The organism is Aphanothece sacrum FPU1, assembly GCF_003864295.1.
GTDB lineage: Bacteria > Cyanobacteriota > Cyanobacteriia > Cyanobacteriales > Microcystaceae > Aphanothece_B > Aphanothece_B sacrum.
In genome coordinates this window covers 603,951-621,104 of record NZ_BDQK01000013.1, presented here as the reverse complement: position 1 = coordinate 621,104, position 17,154 = coordinate 603,951, and the positions used below count along the sequence as shown (strand labels likewise).

Below are 17,154 nucleotides of genomic sequence, written 5' to 3'. Positions count from 1 at the left end.
ATTCTTAAATCAGGATTAAGCAAAAACAAATATGTGTACAACAATAGAGCTACCATCACCAAATTTTTCAGATCAATTAAACAGCACAAATCAAATATCCATTGATGTTCACATCGGCCCTGTTTTCAATGAACAAAGAGTCACTAAAATTGCAATTCTTGATACAGGTTCTCCTTACACTTTGGTTGCAAAATCTATTTTAACAGATATTGGGGCAAGACAAACTGGATTGAGGCCGGCACGTCTTAATGTTGCGGGAAACACTTTTAACGCATTTGCTTATGCTGTTAGACTGCATTTAGCGCATCACACTCATGAATTGACTGTAAGAGAATGGCCAAGAAGATCAGAAAATCCATTGATCCTAATCGGTCGAGATATACTCTGTAGACACAGTATTATGTTTGATAGTTTACCCCTAATTACAATTACTTCATCTTCTCCTTCATATCACATCTGGAACCAAGAATCATGAATATTATTGAAGCTTTAGGAGCTACTTCATCAGGAATTATTGTCGGTTGGTTAGTTTCTTATTTCACCCGTAGATATAAAGACTTTAATCCTACAGTTCTTGCTGCTACAGTTGGGTTACTTTTTGGTGAAGCTATCTTTACCTTCCTAAAAGGAAGCTCATTAGGAATGTGGTTTTATCCAATAGGATTAGTAATAGGTTCTGCTTTAAATATTTTTTTAGCTTATATAACTAGAAATGATGCTTCTGCGACAGACATCTTTTTTATACAAGAAGAAGATGAAGATAATACAGAAGATGAAAATACAGAAAATAATGAAGAACAGAATTAAAATTAAAGATTGAAATGTCTAGCAGGTTGGGTTGAGGAACGAAACTCAACAAAACCATTGTGCTGTGTTGGGTTTCATTATCGTTCAACCCAACCTACATTTATCCAAAACCAGGGATTTACCCTTTCAACCAATCAAATATTTCACCCACCTTAAGCTGCACCGCTTCAGCAAAATCTGGCACGGGTAACACCACATCTAAGTTCTCAAACAGTTGCACCGATTTATCCGCCCTATAGACAAATATAAAGGACTCCTCCGGGTCTAACAACCATCCCATTTCACTGCCGTTGTCGAGACAATGGAGAATGTTGCGAATAACTTTGGTTTGACTCTGATTGGGGGATAATATCTCAATAGTCCAATCTGGATGTAGATTGAAGGTATTAGCCACTTGTCCATCATTATCACGAGGAATGCGCTCTGTACGAAAGACAGCAACATCAGGGACAACTGAGCGTCCACCAAAGGTACACCGCAGTTCTGGTAATGCCTGGGCAGTTCGCTTTGGCTTTAAGGCGAGTGTTAGGGCAAAACTCAATTCCCGTTGCAAGATGCTGTGCTTTCCTTGAGGCATGGGTTTCTGAATAATTTCCCCCTCAATATATTCACTGCCAGGGGTTGTCTCTGGTAAGTCCAGAAATTCCGCCAATGACAACGGTTTCGTTGCTGTTTGTCTCATGGAACTGCCCTTCCCTATATTCTTCATTTTAGCAGAAGCAGCAGACTTGTGAAACCACAATTTGTGTTAACTTTTGTTGTAAGATCCTAAACTATTGAAGCTTTAGGAGCTACTTCATTCTGCTTTTTCTGTGAGGATACTAGAACACTCTGTGATTAGCAATTTTCGTAGGTTGGGTTGAGGAACGAAACCCAACAAAATCATTGTGATGTGTTGGGTTTCACTATCGTTCAACCCAACCTACATTTATCCAAAACCGACCCAATATTGCCTTTTAAATGATGATTTCTCATGAATCATTCCTGATAGCTATAGCTTCAATTAAGATGGGTTTACCTTGCCTTTTACCTTTTGTCTTTTCTCTTGCTAAAACGCATTTAAAATGCGTTTTAGCTTATGCTCTTACAGACAATTAGAATAGATTTAAGTCAGTTACTGCCCCTAAACTACTTGAAGAAACTAACTTCACATACTTCCCTAATACTCCTCTTTTATATCGAGGTTCAGGGGCTTTCCAATTAGCACTACGTTGGGCTAATTCTTCCTCAGAAACATTCAATTGTAACAGCTTTTCTTGAGCATCAATAGTAATACTATCTCCCTCTTTAACTAATCCAATAGTTCCCCCAATATAAGCTTCTGGGGCCACATGACCAACTACTAAACCATAAGTTCCACCTGAGAAACGACCATCCGTAATTAACCCCACAGAATCACCTAAACCTGCCCCAATAATAGCAGAAGTTGGTGCTAACATTTCTCGCATTCCTGGCCCACCTTTTGGCCCTTCATAACGAATAATAATCACATCTCCAGGATTAATTTTTTTAGCAAGAATGGCCTCTAAACATTCTTCCTCAGATTCAAAAACACGCGCTGGCCCCGTAATTTTAGGTTTCTTAACTCCACTAATTTTAGCCACCGCGCCTTCAGAAGCTAAATTACCTTTTAAAATAGCTAAATGTCCCTCTTTATAAACAGGGTTATTCCAAGGACGAATGACATCTTGATTCGCGGGTGGTTCAACAGGAATATCTGCTAAAATTTCCCCTATAGTTTCCCCCGAAATCGTTAAAGCATCTCCATGTAATAACCCATGAGTTAACAGCATCTTCATGACTTGGGGAATGCCACCAGCTTGATGCAAATTAACAGTTACATAACGTCCCGATGGTTTCAAATCACATAATACGGGAACCCGTTGACGAATGGTTTCAAAATCATCTAAAGTTAACTCAACACCGATGGTATTGGCTATGGCTAATAAATGCAATACCGCATTAGTAGAACCACCCACCGCCATAATTACAGAAATGGCATTTTCAAAGGCCTTGCGCGTTAAAATTTGACTTGGTAAAATCTGATTACGGATAGCATTAACTAAGACAAATGCAGATTTTTCTGTACTGTCTGCTTTCTCTACATCTTCTGCGGCCATAGTTGAAGAATAAGGTAAACTCATTCCCATAGCTTCAAATGCGGAAGACATAGTATTAGCAGTAAACATTCCCCCACAGGAACCGGCCCCAGGACAAGCATTACGTTCAATACCTAATAATGTCTCATCATCTATCTTACCTGCGCTGTGTTTTCCTACCGCTTCAAAAGCACTAACAACCGTTAAATCTTCACCCTGAAAATGACCCGGTTTAATGGTTCCCCCATAAACAAAAATAGCAGGAATATTCATTCTTGCCATAGCTATCATAGCCCCTGGCATATTTTTATCACATCCCCCAATAGCAATAACTCCATCCATACTTTGACCATTACAAGCGGTTTCGATGGAGTCAGCAATAACATCTCGTGAAACTAGGGAATATTTCATCCCTTCTGTTCCCATAGAAATGCCATCACTAATGGTAATTGTACCGAACATTTGAGGCATTCCGCCCGCATTTTTGATTCCTATTTCGGCCCGTTTTGCTAACTCATTAATTCCGATATTACAGGGAGTAATCGTACTAAACCCGTTAGCAACTCCGACGATAGGTTTAGTAAAGTCATCATCACCGAAACCCACAGCGCGTAACATCGCACGGTTAGGGGTTCGTTGACTTCCTTGGGTGACAACACGACTTCTTATATTCTCTGGCATTGTAGCGTTCTCCTGGTGACTATAGCACTGTTTCTATTGTCCGTTGTTCTGTTGCTTTGGAAGATAAAAATTTGACAAAAACTATCCACACCAACTAAGGAACACCCGCTTTCATTTTGGAGTGAGAGAGTGGTTAAGTTAAATGATTCCCAAATTTATCAAGAAATTAGCAAAATTGTCAATCAATTTGAGCTTTATCAGTGTTATGAATGTGCTAAGGCAGTAATGCAGTGGTTAACAGATAATAAAATTGAGGGGAAAGTAATCGAACTGAGAACACGCTATCATGATGAGGATTATATCATCAGCGATCGCATAGGGAATGATCAATCAATTACTACTAATGGAAAACACTATGGGGTAGAAGTTAGGGGACGAGTATTTGATAATCTATCTGTTGAAGGAATGACACGAGAAAATTGGTTAAAAGATTTTCATTGTCAAAGCGAAGAATTTATAATTACTGAAGTAGGAGAATAGTAAAAATGGAAGTCAAAGGCGGATTATTTGATATTTTAGCTAAGATTAAAGCTAGACCAGGATTATATATTGGTCGTCCTTCTGTGTCGAATTTATTTATGTTTTTGGTAGGTTATAAAACGGCTAGAAAGGAGTTAGAAATTGAAGCAACTGTAGAAGAAATGAGATTTTATCAAGAGTTTCATCAGTTTGTAGAAAAGAAATACAATCTTCATACTTCTAATACTTGGGCTAAAATTATCTTACTTTATTGTCCAGATGAAAAGCAAGGATTTGAGCATTTTTTTGAGTTATTAGAGGAGTTCCAAAAACCTCACAGTCATGAAATTCATGCAAATGATGTTGAGGATAAAGAGGTTATTATGAACAGATATAACAAAAATTTTATAACTTCTCAGTAATTTTACTTAATTTAGGAGTCATCAAAAATCATATGTTGGTTAAATCTTCCGTATTTATACGGTTTATATTTAAGTACATACTCTGAGATAATGAGTATAATGACAAGTTTAAGCGGTGTTAATTCTACGCTTACACAATGTTCCCTAATTTGACAATTATTAAAGTTAAGTACCTATCTTTTGTTATGGGGAAATAATCAATTGAAATTCTATCCTAAATCCTGTCGTAATGAAAGGGAAGTTGAGAGTAAGCTAATTGTTCAATATTTACTGCCGCAATTAGGTTATTCTCCTGATAACTGGCATCAAGAGGTTTGTTTTGGGAATATTCGCTTAGATTTTCTAACAGTGGCAGCTAGAAACATCAAAAATTTTTCTTTATGCGTCGTCATTGAAGCGAAACATCCCAAAGAAAATTTAGATCATCATGTTCGTCGTCTTGGACATTATTTAGCTAAAATCAAAAGTTTTTATGGCGTTTTAACCAATGGGAAAGAATTCAGGATTTATCAACGAGAAACAGACAAATTAAAATTAGTCTTTTGTTGTTCTGGAGAAACTATTGAATTAAATATTGCCAAAATTAATGCTTTAATTGGTAAGGAGAGTTTAAATTCTAAATTAATGCCTACTCATTCTCTTAATCTTTCTCAAGTTTCTAAATTACCTACTACGGAGTCAAAAACAAAATCGATGAAAACTATAGCTATTTACCATCATAAAGGTGGTGTAGGAAAAACTACAGTTGCCACTAATCTCGCGGCAGCTTTTAGTAATCAAGGAAAACGAGTTTTATTGATTGATATTGATGCTCAAGCGAATACAACTTTTGCCACTGGATTAATTAAATTTCAGTTTGATGATGATGATGATCTCAAAGATAAAAATGTTTTTCATTTACTTGAAAGTAAGGTTAATACTATTTTTGATATAGTGAAAAAATCTCAAGGATTTAATCAAAAAGAGATTGATGTTATACCGTCTCATATTATGTTAATTGATAAGCAAAATGAGTTGGAAAAATATGCAGCTAGTCGTTCTAGATTGGTGAAAAAATTAGAATTAGTTAAGGAAGAATATGATATTGTTATTATTGATACTCCTCCTGCTGTAGACTTATATGCAGAAGCAGCATTAACGGCTTCTGATTATATTATTGTTCCTTCTGATTTAAAGCCATTTTCTAATCAGGGGTTAAGAAGTGTTAAAAAAATTTTGGAAACACAAATAAATGATAATAGGGAAACTTTAGGTAAGCCATCCGTACAAATAATAGGGGTTCTTCCTTCTAAAATTTCTACCAATGCTCAATACCTTAAATACGCATTTCCTAAGCAAAGACAAGTGATTTCTGAGCGTTATAATTTTCCTATTATGGAAAATATGATTTCTGAAAGAACTGCTTTATCTCATTGTATTAATCAGACGATAGAATTGGGTGATTTAGAAATACCAGCACCTAAATCTATTTTTAATTATGCAGATAATGTTTCTTCTGCTAATACATCTGCTGCTGAATTTGAATCATTAGCTATTGAAGTTTTGGAAAAAATAGGAGGTTAATTATTATGGATTTTTTCTTAATAGATATTGATACTATCAATTGTCCTGTTCCTTACTCCGATGTTAAGGATAATGAGATTATTGTCAATAGGTTGGCTAATATCATCTTAGAATCTGGAGGCATTGTTAACCCTTTATTTGTCAAAAAAATAGGTTTTGATTCCTATGAATTAGTCTATGGGGATGTAGAATATTATGCGGCATTAAAAGCGAGTCAGCTAGATCCAAAAAAAGGAGAAATGATTGCTGCTTTTATCATTGAAAATGAGCAAAAAGAGGGAATAAAAAAACAGATTGAGTTTTTAAGAAAATCTTTATCAAACATAGAACCAACAGTAGTCTGTACAGCAAGCGATAATTATAACAAGTTAAATTCAATGCACAAAGACATTAATCAAATCCATGAGAAGCTAGAATTTCTTACGGATTTGAATACAGCAAAGGGCATTAAAAAGCTACTCACAAAACAACTTGAAACTATTATTTCCGAGACTGAAAATAAAACCAAACAAGAGGCAATACAACACCTGAGAAAAGCTCAATATGAACTGCAACAATATCAAAAGAACATTGAAGATGAAATCCTAGAATTAAGTAAAGTCAATTTGGTCAATACTACTTATGATGAATTAGCCCAACTGATGAAACAATTAGGAAGTAGTGTAAGTCAAATAAATGCTAGTTGGAAAGCCATTGAATATTGGAGAAAACCTGACAAAGAATTATCTTGGGATAATCTTAAAAAGTCCACAGTAAAGTCTAAATATAAAATAGATGGTTTTGCTCAAGGTGCTTATGAAAAACTAAGGAAAGTCGCTTATTTGTAACTTTTTAACCATTCAAGCAGATAAATTAATTACAGTAGGGACATAATATATTATGTCCCTAAAAATTTAGGATATAATGAGAATATCATTTTCATAGCCAGTGCTACCATTACAGTAATTATTACTTCAGTTTTAAAATAATCTTATTTAAGATATAATCAAGCTAATTGTCATCTGAGGTGTTAGATGTTAGAAATTGAATACCTGACGGATAAAAATGGTCATCCTAAAGCAGTTGTTATCCCCATTGAAGTGTGGAAACAACTATTTTTTGAACAATCAGAACAAGAAGTTACTTTTGAGGAATTATCCGACAAATTACAAGATTATTGTCTTAATCAAGCAATGAATGAAGCAGAGTCAACCCCTTTATTAGACCGCAAAACAGCGTTACAATATCTGGAGGAATAATTTGGAAGTTGAGTATCGGCAATTATTTTTAAAAGATTTAAAGAAATTGGTTCTACAAGACTTACTATGCTAAACTAACAATTAATAAAAGGCTAAAGCCTTATCCTATAAAAACTAAGTCCGACGAGCGCGGACGCTCATTCTAGGTTGCGTAGGCAACCTTTGTTTGTATAGCTTAACCCTTCAGGGTTTAAGCTATTATTTGTAATAATTTAGCATAACTTGTCCTGTAGAACCGCTTAGAAGTCTTAAGCAATGTTAAAGCGATGAAAGGTTATCCTAAATCGTTATCGTATTCGGGTTGGTGACTATCGTATCGGGATAGAAATACAAACAGATAAGATAGAAATGATGCGTGTTTTACATCGAAGGGAGTTTTATCGCTATTTCCCTTAATCTTGCCCTAAATTTGCCTTATAGCTGACGACTGATAGCTGATAAACAACTCCAATTGTAACGAAATATTACAATAAAGCCGTTATAGTGGCTTAACAGCTTGACAGCAAAAAAAAAACTAGATAGAGTAAAGCCACGTACCCGGGTAGCTCACATTAGAGTGATATGCAAGACAAGCAAAAAGTCACACTATATCTTCCTCAAGGAGTTCATCGGCAACTGAAAATCAGAGCCGCCATTGACGAAGACTCCATGTCAGCCCTGGTTGAGAAGGCAATAAGTTTTTACTTAAAATACCCTGATAAGGTAGAAGAAGTAGAAGCCGCAGCCTACGGGAGAACCCACCAAGTCCATGTTTGTCCAGAGTGCGAAGCCGCCATGGTCATTCGAGCCGGACAAATGGTTTCCCTAAAAAATCAACCGAGTGTCATTACTGATGAATTCGCCATAGAGGTAAGAGAGACAGTACAGGTTTCAGCAGAAGTACCGGGGGAAGAAGCCTTAGTCACCTGCTAACTCGTATCAGAGTTATCTTATACCAGGACAGGATGACTCCTAGCTTTATCGTCCATTTATTACTAGGTCGATGCCATGAAAGAAGAGCTAAATATCTTAATACAAGCTCAATACCCCTTAATTTACCTCGTTACATCTGAAGAGGAAAGGGCAGAGCAAGCAATTTTCAGAATTGCTCAACTGACAACTCAGCATCGGCGCGTGTTCCTTTGGACGGTGACTCATGGGATCATCGAATACGGTCAACCCAGACAAGCCACCCAACATAATACAGTCTCACCGGAGGCTGCCATTCAATGGGTTGTGGGCCAACGGGAACCGGGTATCTTTATCTTCAAAGACCTTCATCCCTTTATTAGTTCGCCCCCAGTGACTCGGTGGTTACGAGATGCGATCGCCCAATTCAAGGGAACAGAAAAGACCATCATTTTGATGTCTCCTTTACAAGACGTTCCCATTGAACTAGAGAAAGATGTAGTCGTACTTGACTTTCCTTTCCCTGACTTAAGCGAACTCAATCAAGTATTGTCTCAACAGCTTGACATTACCAAAACTCGTCGGACAACTACAGAAGTACGGGAAAAACTGCTCAAAGCTGCCCTGGGACTGACTAAGGATGAAGCCGAGAAAGTTTATCGCAAAGCTTATGTAAAAGCGGGTCGCCTGACAGAAGAAGAAGTAGACATTATTTTGTCTGAGAAAAAACAACTAATTCGTCGTAACGGTGTTCTCGAATATATAGAAGAAGACGAAACCATCGATGCGGTAGGCGGTTTAGAAGAATTAAAGAGATGGCTCAAACAACGCTCTGATGCCTTCACAGAGAGAGCGAGAGAATATGGCTTACCCCAACCCAAAGGGATGTTAATCTTAGGGGTTCCCGGTTGCGGAAAATCTCTGATTGCCAAAACCACCTCTCGTTTATGGGGACTGCCCCTACTACGTTTGGACATGGGAAGGGTTTATGATGGCTCAATGGTAGGACGTTCTGAAGCGAATCTACGTAATGCCTTAAAAACTGCGGAGTCCATTTCCCCAGCGATTTTGTTTATTGACGAACTTGACAAAGCTTTTGCCGGAGGAAGCGGTTCAGCCGACTCTGATGGAGGAACCTCTAGTCGTATCTTTGGTTCCTTCCTGACTTGGATGCAGGAAAAAACCTCTCCCGTGTTCGTGATGGCTACGGCTAACCGCATTGAACGTTTACCTGGGGAGTTCTTGCGTAAAGGGCGTTTTGACGAAATATTCTTTGTTGATCTTCCCAACCCCGAAGAACGGGAAGCAATTTTCAAGATTCACCTTAGCAAACGTCGCTCCGAAATTGCTCGCTTCGATCTTGAGCAACTAACTAAGGTTTCTGAAGGTTTTTCCGGTGCAGAGATAGAGCAAGCCTTAATCGCTGCGATGTATGAGGCGTTTGCTCAAGACAGGGAGTTTACGCAGCTTGATATTATTGCTGCCATTAAATCGACCCTACCCTTATCTCGTACCATGACTGAACAGGTAACAGCCCTACGGGACTGGGCGCGACAACGAGCGCGACCTGCTTCGGCCTCCGTTGCTGAATACCAGCGATTGGAGTTTTAACAGGCTTTCTCTCTGATCCCAACAGGGTGAAAGGCTAGTCTAGTACTAGCAGCATAATCAAGAGCCGTTCATTTGTTTAGACGGCGTGTACAAACCCTAAATTGTTGTTGTCAACTTTTGTTCTACTGGAGGAAATCGAAAATGTCTCACTTTAGCACTCTACGCACCAAAATTACAGATGCTGAAATTTTAAAAGCTTCTTTACGGGATCTCGGTATTTCTGTGAAGACTGAAGCTGATATACGGGGTTATAATGGTCAGCGCGTTCGGTCTGACATCGTAGCTGTTCTTGATGGCGAATATGATCTCGGCTGGTCTCGCAATACTGAGGGTAGTTTTGACCTGATTGCTGATCTTTGGGGTGTAGCTAAAAAACACAACCAAACCGAATTGATCAATTCTATCAACCAAAAATATGCGGTTAACAAGACCCTAGCTGAAGTCAAACAACGCGGTCTACAAAACGCTAATGTTAAGTTAGTAGTTCAGAACTAATATTTACAGCGCGTTCCCAAGCCTATGGGTTGACCTCTTGTCGGTTGACCCTTTTTTTTATGGATTTGAGCTATAAAAAAAAAGGCTATTTACCCGTTAATCGGAATAAATAACCTTTTTGCACCCGCTTTTTGAATCCTGTACACTATTATGGCTTAAGGCTTCAGATTGCTCAATATTAGAGATCACATTGACCCAGTGATTCTTGTCATTGTTGAGAGTGATCTGCGATCGTTACAAATTATAAAACTTCTGAATAACTCGCTTATTCATCAGATATAGCACAGGGTTAGAATTTTTGGGTTTCGTTCCTCAACCCAACCTATAAGATCAGCGATCGCACTTAACAAAATTTTTCAATTGTTGCTCATTTTGTATTACGTTCTCTGGCAATACATATAAATCAATATCTATTTCTGCATTAATTTGGCTACTTTTTTTAATAATTTCTTGATCTAAATGAATTGCAGGAACTTCCCCATCTTACGTTCTGATGTCATTACATCATCCTTTAATATTTGGATAATGTTATTAGGCTTATTTTATTGTTATCAGCTTTTGAATAAGTTGACAAGTCTGGTGCGTTACATTTCATTAACGCAGTCTACACTCGTCGGCGATCGCATTCATTCATCGGTTATAAGACAGGGTTAAAATTGTTGAGTTGAGTTGTTCACTGACTTCTCTAAGCGTTTTCGACGTTGACGTAAGATTTCAGCGTTGGCCATCCCTAAAAGTTCTTCAATTTCTAATCCAAAAAGGTCTAATTGCTGTTGTACTTTTTGTAAATTTTCAACACTTCTTTGTCTAGATTTTTCATCAGGAATGTGAAAAGATTCGTTCATCATAAACCCCAATTTTTTTTAACTTCTATAATACTAGCTTGAGCAGAATTAACCGTAATTTGTCCTCGTTCAATGGTCTTTACTAGCAAATCTATCATAGCTTGCGGAGGGATAGGCTGAATCTCTAAAATCCTTAATAAGAGATTATTAAGTCCATTATAACGCTCAGTTAATTTTTCTCTAACATTCTGAAGCTCATCAAGTTCTGATATTGTTTCTGCTGTTTCACCATATCTTTCTAAGATTGTCCATTCTGTAGCGGATGCTTCTTCTATTTGGTTAGCTATCTGTTGTAGCAGATTAAAAATAGTGTTTTGGACTTCATTGGGAAGTTTTGCCATATTTTGCCGTTATTTTAATTAAAGTCCAGGATTATTATATATCAAAGTCAGGTGCGTTACATTTCATTAACGCACCCTACACTCGTCAGCGATCGCACTATTTAATTAAAAATGGTATGAGTTTCTCCATCGTCGGGATTAGGCAATCAGTGTTAATATTAACTCAAGTCTCAATAAAGTATCAGGTCAAGTATGTTCACAGTAGAACTCCAAAACGGACAGACTGTTCAAGTTCCTTTAGAAGAACTAGAAACTTTTTTAGAACAAAACAGAGATCAAATAAAGATACAGAAAACAAAAATGGGAAAAAGACGGAAATCTAAAGAAGTTACTAGCAGTAAATTATAACTGTTACATTAATATTCTTGTAAATATATTCTTGCCTATCAAGTTGTTCCTCCGTTTCGCTCAAATAAACGTTGCATTTTCTAAAAATTCTGTATTTTGTGTTTGGATCATCTTGATTAGATTGAATATAACTGGTTTCTTCTCCTAACTCGATATAGGTAGGCAAAATTTTTGTTCGTCGAATTTCGCCGTATACATATCCTTTGTCTTCTGCTGCATCAAATTCCTCACGGGGCGTTTTCACTCTTAAAAGCATTTAACTCCTTTTTCGTAAAATTTAAACATATCTTGATAATAACAATTAAAGCGTTTTTAAACAGGTTGATTTTACAAAAATATGCTCACGTTTTCTTTTTTGAGTAATCTTTTCCCTACAAAAAATTAATTGTTGATTTTTATTAAGCCTCTAGACAAATAATCAAAAAAACTAAAAACGATACAAGATTAGGACAACCTACCTACCTTAAGTCAGCGATCGCACTTGGTAAGATTAGGTGCGTTACATTTCATTAACGCACCCTACACTCGTCAGCGATCGCACTGAATTTAGACAATCCTTTAATCAACCCAATTTTCTACTAATAAATTAGGAAATTGTCTAAAATGTCGTATATTTCTCGTTACTAGGATGGCTTGATTCGCTAAGGTTATACTAGCAATTAACATATCTGCTCTACCAATTTTTCGCAATTTAGAAATATTTTGTAAACGCTCAAATTGATTAGCAGCATTTTGCTCAATTAAAATTACGGGAAGTTGATTGATTAGGGTTTCTGAACGAGAATAAAGTTCTTGTGCTTTTAATAAATCCTTTGCTGAAAAGGCTTTAAGCACATAATCTATCCGTCCTCGTAAAATTTCTATTTTGGTAATAATGGTAATGGCTATTTCCTCATCTTGTAAGGTTTCCAATCGATTAATAACGTTGGTATTACCTGCGTGGAGATGGGTTAACGTATCCGTGTCAAGAAGATACATCATCGTCAGTTTCAGAACGTCCTCTTGCTTGGTAAATGCTATTTCTTAGATCACAAAGAGAACTATCATCACTTAACGCACTTGCTTGTTGTAGAAAGATAGCTTTACTATTTTGGGAAGTGGTATTAAATGCTTTCGTTTTTTGCTCTGACAACGGATCGTTAATTATTTGTTCTTGTTTTGGAGTAACAGCCATAATTTCTCCTGATTATTTATTAGTATTTTATCATATAAATAAATGAATCATTAATCATAATTTAGGTGCGTTACATTTCATTAACGCACCCTAAACTCGTCAGCGATCGCACTGAGCATAAATAATCATCATTCAGAAGAATTAATTTTAAGTCTTTTATATCGTTGAGTGATTGCTGCATTCAAAATATCATCTTTAATGTTTCTCATTAAAATTGTGACGATTTCATAAATGTTAATAAAATCTGCATAATCTTTCTTTAAATCTTTACCATGAGCAATCTTATTTCTGATGGTAAGAAGTTCTTCATCAATGGCATTTTTTTTTGTTTCATATTGCTTATAGTCAATTCCAACAATCATACAAATATCACGAAATACGTCAAAGTTTAAATTAGATTTTGTATTAATTATTCCCTCATAAGGAATTTTTGCTCTTTCCTCTAAATTATCTAATAAATTTTTGACTATTTCTTGTTGTAATTCAAATTTCTTTGTTTTTAATAACTCATTAATTGATTTTCGAGAACAAAGCGCAATAAAACAGTAATCAAGTTCATTATATTTCAATTTTTGGAGAGAGACGAATTGTAAATAACATTCAGCCGAATATTTAATAAAACCTTCCCAATGAGCATATAATAAAGTTATCCCTGCCTTAATTAATACATTTTGTTCAGTTCCTTTCTGTGTAGGAATCTTATTTTTTAATAGACTAAGCTCTTTGATTCTCCAGCTTAAATCATCATCTAAATTTTCTTGAAGAATACCAACTGTTTGATTATTTTTACTCATTTTCCAAAATGTTGTTTGCCGAAACTAATCATACGAGGGATTCGATTTCTTGCTCTTGAACCTGTACCAATATGATCGATAAAATCATTTTCTGACCACATTGATTGAATTTTATTTTTGAGTATTTTAATATCAGTATCAGTCTGAGAGTAAGCATCTATATTCGCTTTTAATCCAGTGGTAATTGCTTCATAAGCTGAATCAAGAAATTTGCCTTTAAATCGATCTTCACTATACTTTTGAAAAGTTTCATCACCTGTTGCTATACTCAGCAATAAAAAGATTTTTTCAAATTTTCTTTTTTCAAGATCACGGTCAAATGATGGCGATTTACACAACTCCGTAAGATAATCAGTTAAATATTCATTGACTTCTTTTTTACTAAATTCTTTCGGTTCAAAATTAATATCCGAAATTGCTAAATATTTCAGCACTAATTCCATATCATAACTTTCTTCTTTTAATCGATCTGAAATTGAAATACAATTTTGGAAATTTTCATTTGTCGCTAGTTCTGATAACCAGATATAGAGAGTTTTGTCAAGCATAATTAATAAACAATTACGCACTTCCTGATAAGATAAAAATGAACCTCCTGTATTTAAGCGATCAAAGACCTCAAATTTTGCATTCTTATCGGATTCTTTTTTGATAATTTGGACTTGCATTTTAGCTCGTTTAAAGTCAATTCTCAGAGGATTAGGTAAATTATGATCTTCATTTTCCGCCTTTTCCCACTGAACGCCTTTTAAACTAGGTAATAATTTAGTTCCTTTTAAAACTAAACGAGGTTTTAACTTGCCATTTTCATCTTTTAATTCCCCAACAAATTCTAAAATTGTCGAAATCCTTTGCAGTCCATCAACCAATTCCCAAATGCTATCTTCTTCTCTTTGATAAACAAAAATTGAAGGAATGGGAATACCGAGTAAAATAGACTCAACAAAACGACTTTTTTGATCAATAGTCCATCTAAAATAACGCTGAAAATCAGGGTTAATAATCATTTCGCCGTCTTTATAAAGACTAATAATTTCACCAATGGACATCGGATAATTATCTGTATGAAATTCTTTTGTTTTTTTTGTAACGTCTTCTAATAAGTTCATTGCATTTGACCTAATATCATTGGTTAATTTCACTCGTTCACTTAATTTTACATAATACTCAAATTGTCCCACCCGACAAACCTACCTTAAATCCGCGATCGCCCCTCTAGCCATCTGAGCAATAGCCTGATCTGTCGCCCTTGGTAACTGATAATAAGTCCCCCCTGCAGTTTGGGCCAACTCCTTGCCAAACCCCGTAGAAACAAATTTTTTCTCTGTATCTATCACCAATAATTTAATGCCTAAAGCCCGAATTTTTTTGGCAATATCTAATAGTTCGCCCTTAATATCTGGCTTTTCTCCTTCCGGTGTCGGTTCCCCTAAAGAACGAGATAAGGAAATATTCCCCCGTCCATCCGTAATAGCTACGATCACCACCTGACCAATATCCCCCGACATCTTCGCATTCACCCCCACATGAACCGCTTGGGTTAACCCGTGTGCCAACGGTGAACCACCCCCACAAGGCAAGGTTTCTAAGCGTCTGCGGGCTAAAGAAATAGAACGGGTAGGTGGTAACAAAACGTCTGCTTGTTCCCCTCTGAAGGGTATTAACGCCACCTGGTCGCGGTTTTCATAGGCTTCTGTCAATAAACGCATCACTGCACCCTTAGCGGACTGCATCCGGTTTAAGGCCATAGACCCCGAAGCATCCACCACAAAGACGATTAAAGCCCCTGCTTTGCGTGCTAAACGCTTGGAACGTATGTCACCCTGTTCTACGATAACATTGCGTCCAGGATGCCTTAAACGTCGGGCTTTTTGATAGGGGGCCGCGGCCCGTAAGGTTGCATCAACGGCAATACGTTTGCTTTTGCCTTTGGGTATCATGGGTTTAATGTAGCGTCCCCGGTCTTCCGAAAAGATTAGACTACGACTGCCTGACTTACCCTGATTTTGAGCCATTTGGGCAAAATAAAGCACACTGGGGTCTAATATAACCCCTTCAATATCAAATACAAATTCTTCGGGAATGCCGGGGGGTTCTTGTTCCGGTTCTTCCTTGTCTTCTTCATCTTCCTTTTCATCTTCCTCTTGGTCTTGGTTAGACTCATCTTGAGGTTGTTGGGGTGGGGGAGGAGGAGGGGGTTGAGGTGCATCTTCTGGAGGAGGTTGCATCATGGTAGAACGAGGTACTATCACCAGTTCTACCGCCCTTCTCAGGTCATCTGGGGTGATAATATTACGTCCATCTAAGGCAGCAGAAGCTTTAGCCACTCTGACGGCGAATATTTCGGCCCGATGTCCTTCTACCCCTCCTCTAAGTGCTTCTTCGACTAAATATTGAATCTGCTCGGTCGTAATTCTAACTTCTTTTAACCATTCTCTGGCTAAGATAATTTGAGTCTTAATATCGTCTATTTCGTCGTTATATTGACTCAGAAATGCTTGAGGAGAGTTAGCATAGTCAATAGCTTGATTAACTGCATTGACCCGTTGATCAAGTGCTAATACACCATCAGCAGAAAGGGCGATCGCAATACGATCTAATAAATGTCGTCTTAAGGGCCCTTCTTCGGGGTTATAAGTAGCAATTAAAATAGGTTTACAGGGATGTTGAAAACTGATGCCTTCCCGTTCTATTTGGTTGCGTCCATCGGTCAAAACGCTTAACAGTTGGTTGGAAATTTGCTCATCTAATAAGTTTACTTCATCTACATATAATACGCCTCGATTTGCTTGTGCTAATAAACCAGGTTGAAAAATAGCCTCTCCCTGTTTAACCGACTCCTCTACATCTACTGATCCTAATAGTCTATCTTCTGTAACACCGATGGGAACTTGTATGAAGGGGGCCGGGACTATTTCTGTGAGAATATCTTCGGGGCCAATATTGATATATTGTTCTTGGGTGTTGTCGTCCCATTCATTAGGAATATTGCGATCGCAGTTAAAAGGATTATCTTGTATTCTTTCAATAGGAGGCAAAAGGGCGTGTATTCCCCTAGCTAAGACTGATTTTGCCGTTCCCCGTCTTCCTGCAATGACGACACCCCCTAATGCTGGGTCTACTGCGGCTAACAATAAGGCTAACTTAATTGCTTCTTGTCCGACAACGGCAGTTAGAGGAAAGTTAATAGGGGTGAGGGTAGGGGTAGACATTCGGGAAATTATGAATTAGGGGAGATAAACTATTATTTTATCTTAAAAGAGGTATTTTTCATATTCATACCATGAAGTAGGGGCTTAATACTAAGTAGTCACACAAATTTAATTACATAAAATTTGTAGTAGGGGCGGGTTTTTGTAGGGGCGGGTTTTTAATCATAATTATGATTG

The 17,154-nt window shown here is 37.0% G+C and carries 22 protein-coding genes; 12 read left to right on the top strand and 10 right to left on the bottom strand.

Annotated features, from left to right (window positions below):
* Positions 1-31 precede the first annotated feature (31 nt).
* Both AsFPU1_RS13555 and AsFPU1_RS13550 read left to right on the top strand, forming a co-directional pair.
* Positions 32-475, top strand: a complete 444-nt coding sequence (locus AsFPU1_RS13555; RefSeq protein ID WP_124970961.1) for a pepsin/retropepsin-like aspartic protease family protein — start codon at positions 32-34, stop codon at positions 473-475.
* On the top strand, positions 472-807 hold the full coding sequence (locus AsFPU1_RS13550; protein WP_124970964.1) for a hypothetical protein: 336 nt from the start codon (positions 472-474) through the stop codon (positions 805-807). Before AsFPU1_RS13555 ends, AsFPU1_RS13550 begins: the two co-directional genes overlap by 4 nt.
* 118 nt (positions 808-925) lie before the next feature.
* Here AsFPU1_RS13550 and AsFPU1_RS13545 read toward each other — a convergent pair whose 3' ends face one another.
* Both AsFPU1_RS13545 and ilvD read right to left on the bottom strand, forming a co-directional pair.
* Complete coding sequence (locus AsFPU1_RS13545; protein ID WP_124970967.1) at positions 926-1,489, bottom strand: Uma2 family endonuclease; 564 nt, start codon at positions 1,487-1,489, stop codon at positions 926-928.
* Positions 1,490-1,901: 412 nt separating this feature from the next.
* Positions 1,902-3,587: a dihydroxy-acid dehydratase gene (gene ilvD, locus AsFPU1_RS13540; RefSeq protein WP_124970970.1), complete on the bottom strand. Its 1,686-nt coding sequence runs from the start codon at positions 3,585-3,587 to the stop codon at positions 1,902-1,904.
* Between the two features lie 129 nt (positions 3,588-3,716).
* Here ilvD and AsFPU1_RS13535 point away from each other — a divergent pair, with 129 nt between their 5' ends.
* The 9 genes from AsFPU1_RS13535 to AsFPU1_RS13495 all read left to right on the top strand — a co-directional run bounded on the left by AsFPU1_RS13535 (position 3,717) and on the right by AsFPU1_RS13495 (position 10,263).
* Entirely contained in the window at positions 3,717-4,067 is a 351-nt protein-coding gene (locus AsFPU1_RS13535; protein ID WP_124970973.1) for a papain fold toxin domain-containing protein, read from the top strand.
* Between the two features lie 5 nt (positions 4,068-4,072).
* Entirely contained in the window at positions 4,073-4,468 is a 396-nt protein-coding gene (locus tag AsFPU1_RS13530; protein WP_124970976.1) for a hypothetical protein, read from the top strand.
* A 201-nt stretch (positions 4,469-4,669) separates the two neighbouring features.
* Positions 4,670-6,031 carry an AAA family ATPase gene (locus tag AsFPU1_RS13525; RefSeq protein ID WP_124970979.1) on the top strand — a complete coding sequence of 454 codons (1,362 nt, stop codon included), beginning with the start codon at positions 4,670-4,672 and terminating at the stop codon, positions 6,029-6,031.
* A gap of 5 nt (positions 6,032-6,036) precedes the next feature.
* Complete coding sequence (locus tag AsFPU1_RS13520; RefSeq protein ID WP_124970982.1) at positions 6,037-6,858, top strand: PDZ domain-containing protein; 822 nt, start codon at positions 6,037-6,039, stop codon at positions 6,856-6,858.
* A 186-nt stretch (positions 6,859-7,044) separates the two neighbouring features.
* Positions 7,045-7,269: a RelB antitoxin-like protein gene (locus AsFPU1_RS13515; RefSeq protein ID WP_124970985.1), complete on the top strand. Its 225-nt coding sequence runs from the start codon at positions 7,045-7,047 to the stop codon at positions 7,267-7,269.
* Positions 7,270-7,545: 276 nt separating this feature from the next.
* Positions 7,546-7,665 (top strand): type II toxin-antitoxin system RelE family toxin, encoded by a 120-nt coding sequence (locus AsFPU1_RS23440; protein WP_124971246.1) that lies wholly within the window; start codon positions 7,546-7,548, stop codon positions 7,663-7,665.
* A 165-nt stretch (positions 7,666-7,830) separates the two neighbouring features.
* The gene (locus tag AsFPU1_RS13505) at positions 7,831-8,181 is read left to right on the top strand and encodes a slr0373 family blue light stress response protein (protein WP_124970988.1); all 351 of its coding nucleotides are present in this window, start codon (positions 7,831-7,833) and stop codon (positions 8,179-8,181) included.
* Between the two features lie 75 nt (positions 8,182-8,256).
* Positions 8,257-9,768: a stress-responsive protein Ycf46 gene (ycf46, locus tag AsFPU1_RS13500; protein WP_124970991.1), complete on the top strand. Its 1,512-nt coding sequence runs from the start codon at positions 8,257-8,259 to the stop codon at positions 9,766-9,768.
* 141 nt (positions 9,769-9,909) lie between these two features.
* Positions 9,910-10,263, top strand: coding sequence for a DUF1257 domain-containing protein (locus tag AsFPU1_RS13495; protein ID WP_124970994.1), 354 nt, complete (start codon positions 9,910-9,912; stop codon positions 10,261-10,263).
* 650 nt (positions 10,264-10,913) lie between these two features.
* Here the strand turns inward: AsFPU1_RS13495 and AsFPU1_RS13490 are convergent.
* Both AsFPU1_RS13490 and AsFPU1_RS13485 read right to left on the bottom strand, forming a co-directional pair.
* The gene (locus AsFPU1_RS13490; protein WP_227873349.1) at positions 10,914-11,111 is read right to left on the bottom strand and encodes a hypothetical protein; all 198 of its coding nucleotides are present in this window, start codon (positions 11,109-11,111) and stop codon (positions 10,914-10,916) included.
* Entirely contained in the window at positions 11,108-11,449 is a 342-nt protein-coding gene (locus AsFPU1_RS13485; RefSeq protein WP_227873350.1) for a hypothetical protein, read from the bottom strand. The genes AsFPU1_RS13490 and AsFPU1_RS13485 overlap by 4 nt, the downstream gene beginning before the upstream one ends.
* Before the next feature lie 192 nt (positions 11,450-11,641).
* On the opposite strand from AsFPU1_RS13485, the gene AsFPU1_RS22710 reads away from it, so the two are divergent.
* Entirely contained in the window at positions 11,642-11,797 is a 156-nt protein-coding gene (locus tag AsFPU1_RS22710) for a hypothetical protein (RefSeq protein ID WP_172957412.1), read from the top strand.
* Here AsFPU1_RS22710 and AsFPU1_RS13480 read toward each other — a convergent pair.
* The 6 genes from AsFPU1_RS13480 to bchD all read right to left on the bottom strand — a co-directional run bounded on the left by AsFPU1_RS13480 (position 11,781) and on the right by bchD (position 16,977).
* On the bottom strand, positions 11,781-12,053 hold the full coding sequence (locus AsFPU1_RS13480; protein WP_124970997.1) for a hypothetical protein: 273 nt from the start codon (positions 12,051-12,053) through the stop codon (positions 11,781-11,783). The two genes, AsFPU1_RS22710 and AsFPU1_RS13480, sit on opposite strands and share 17 nt — an antisense overlap.
* A 302-nt stretch (positions 12,054-12,355) precedes the next feature.
* Positions 12,356-12,778, bottom strand: a complete 423-nt coding sequence (locus AsFPU1_RS13475; RefSeq protein WP_124971000.1) for a type II toxin-antitoxin system VapC family toxin — start codon at positions 12,776-12,778, stop codon at positions 12,356-12,358.
* The gene (locus tag AsFPU1_RS13470; protein WP_124971003.1) at positions 12,762-12,971 is read right to left on the bottom strand and encodes a hypothetical protein; all 210 of its coding nucleotides are present in this window, start codon (positions 12,969-12,971) and stop codon (positions 12,762-12,764) included. The genes AsFPU1_RS13475 and AsFPU1_RS13470 overlap by 17 nt, the downstream gene beginning before the upstream one ends.
* Before the next feature lie 128 nt (positions 12,972-13,099).
* Positions 13,100-13,765: an MAE_28990/MAE_18760 family HEPN-like nuclease gene (locus AsFPU1_RS13465; RefSeq protein WP_124971006.1), complete on the bottom strand. Its 666-nt coding sequence runs from the start codon at positions 13,763-13,765 to the stop codon at positions 13,100-13,102.
* Positions 13,762-14,907: a DUF262 domain-containing protein gene (locus AsFPU1_RS13460; RefSeq protein WP_227875721.1), complete on the bottom strand. Its 1,146-nt coding sequence runs from the start codon at positions 14,905-14,907 to the stop codon at positions 13,762-13,764. The genes AsFPU1_RS13465 and AsFPU1_RS13460 overlap by 4 nt, the downstream gene beginning before the upstream one ends.
* A gap of 48 nt (positions 14,908-14,955) precedes the next feature.
* Positions 14,956-16,977, bottom strand: coding sequence for a magnesium chelatase ATPase subunit D (gene bchD / locus AsFPU1_RS13455; RefSeq protein ID WP_124971009.1), 2,022 nt, complete (start codon positions 16,975-16,977; stop codon positions 14,956-14,958).
* Between the last annotated feature and the right edge of the window lie 177 nt (positions 16,978-17,154).

Coding starts and splice junctions, on each gene's coding strand:
- AsFPU1_RS13555 (WP_124970961.1), top strand. CDS start 32: ATGTGTACAACAATAGAGCTACCATCACCAAATTTTTCAGATCAATTA.
- AsFPU1_RS13550 (WP_124970964.1), top strand. CDS start 472: ATGAATATTATTGAAGCTTTAGGAGCTACTTCATCAGGAATTATTGTC.
- AsFPU1_RS13545 (WP_124970967.1), bottom strand. CDS start 1,489: ATGAGACAAACAGCAACGAAACCGTTGTCATTGGCGGAATTTCTGGAC.
- ilvD (WP_124970970.1), bottom strand. CDS start 3,587: ATGCCAGAGAATATAAGAAGTCGTGTTGTCACCCAAGGAAGTCAACGA.
- AsFPU1_RS13530 (WP_124970976.1), top strand. CDS start 4,073: ATGGAAGTCAAAGGCGGATTATTTGATATTTTAGCTAAGATTAAAGCT.
- AsFPU1_RS13520 (WP_124970982.1), top strand. CDS start 6,037: ATGGATTTTTTCTTAATAGATATTGATACTATCAATTGTCCTGTTCCT.
- AsFPU1_RS13515 (WP_124970985.1), top strand. CDS start 7,045: ATGTTAGAAATTGAATACCTGACGGATAAAAATGGTCATCCTAAAGCA.
- AsFPU1_RS13505 (WP_124970988.1), top strand. CDS start 7,831: ATGCAAGACAAGCAAAAAGTCACACTATATCTTCCTCAAGGAGTTCAT.
- ycf46 (WP_124970991.1), top strand. CDS start 8,257: ATGAAAGAAGAGCTAAATATCTTAATACAAGCTCAATACCCCTTAATT.
- AsFPU1_RS13495 (WP_124970994.1), top strand. CDS start 9,910: ATGTCTCACTTTAGCACTCTACGCACCAAAATTACAGATGCTGAAATT.
- AsFPU1_RS13490 (WP_227873349.1), bottom strand. CDS start 11,111: ATGATGAACGAATCTTTTCACATTCCTGATGAAAAATCTAGACAAAGA.
- AsFPU1_RS13485 (WP_227873350.1), bottom strand. CDS start 11,449: ATGGCAAAACTTCCCAATGAAGTCCAAAACACTATTTTTAATCTGCTA.
- AsFPU1_RS22710 (WP_172957412.1), top strand. CDS start 11,642: ATGTTCACAGTAGAACTCCAAAACGGACAGACTGTTCAAGTTCCTTTA.
- AsFPU1_RS13480 (WP_124970997.1), bottom strand. CDS start 12,053: ATGCTTTTAAGAGTGAAAACGCCCCGTGAGGAATTTGATGCAGCAGAA.
- AsFPU1_RS13475 (WP_124971000.1), bottom strand. CDS start 12,778: ATGATGTATCTTCTTGACACGGATACGTTAACCCATCTCCACGCAGGT.
- AsFPU1_RS13470 (WP_124971003.1), bottom strand. CDS start 12,971: ATGGCTGTTACTCCAAAACAAGAACAAATAATTAACGATCCGTTGTCA.
- AsFPU1_RS13465 (WP_124971006.1), bottom strand. CDS start 13,765: ATGAGTAAAAATAATCAAACAGTTGGTATTCTTCAAGAAAATTTAGAT.
- bchD (WP_124971009.1), bottom strand. CDS start 16,977: ATGTCTACCCCTACCCTCACCCCTATTAACTTTCCTCTAACTGCCGTT.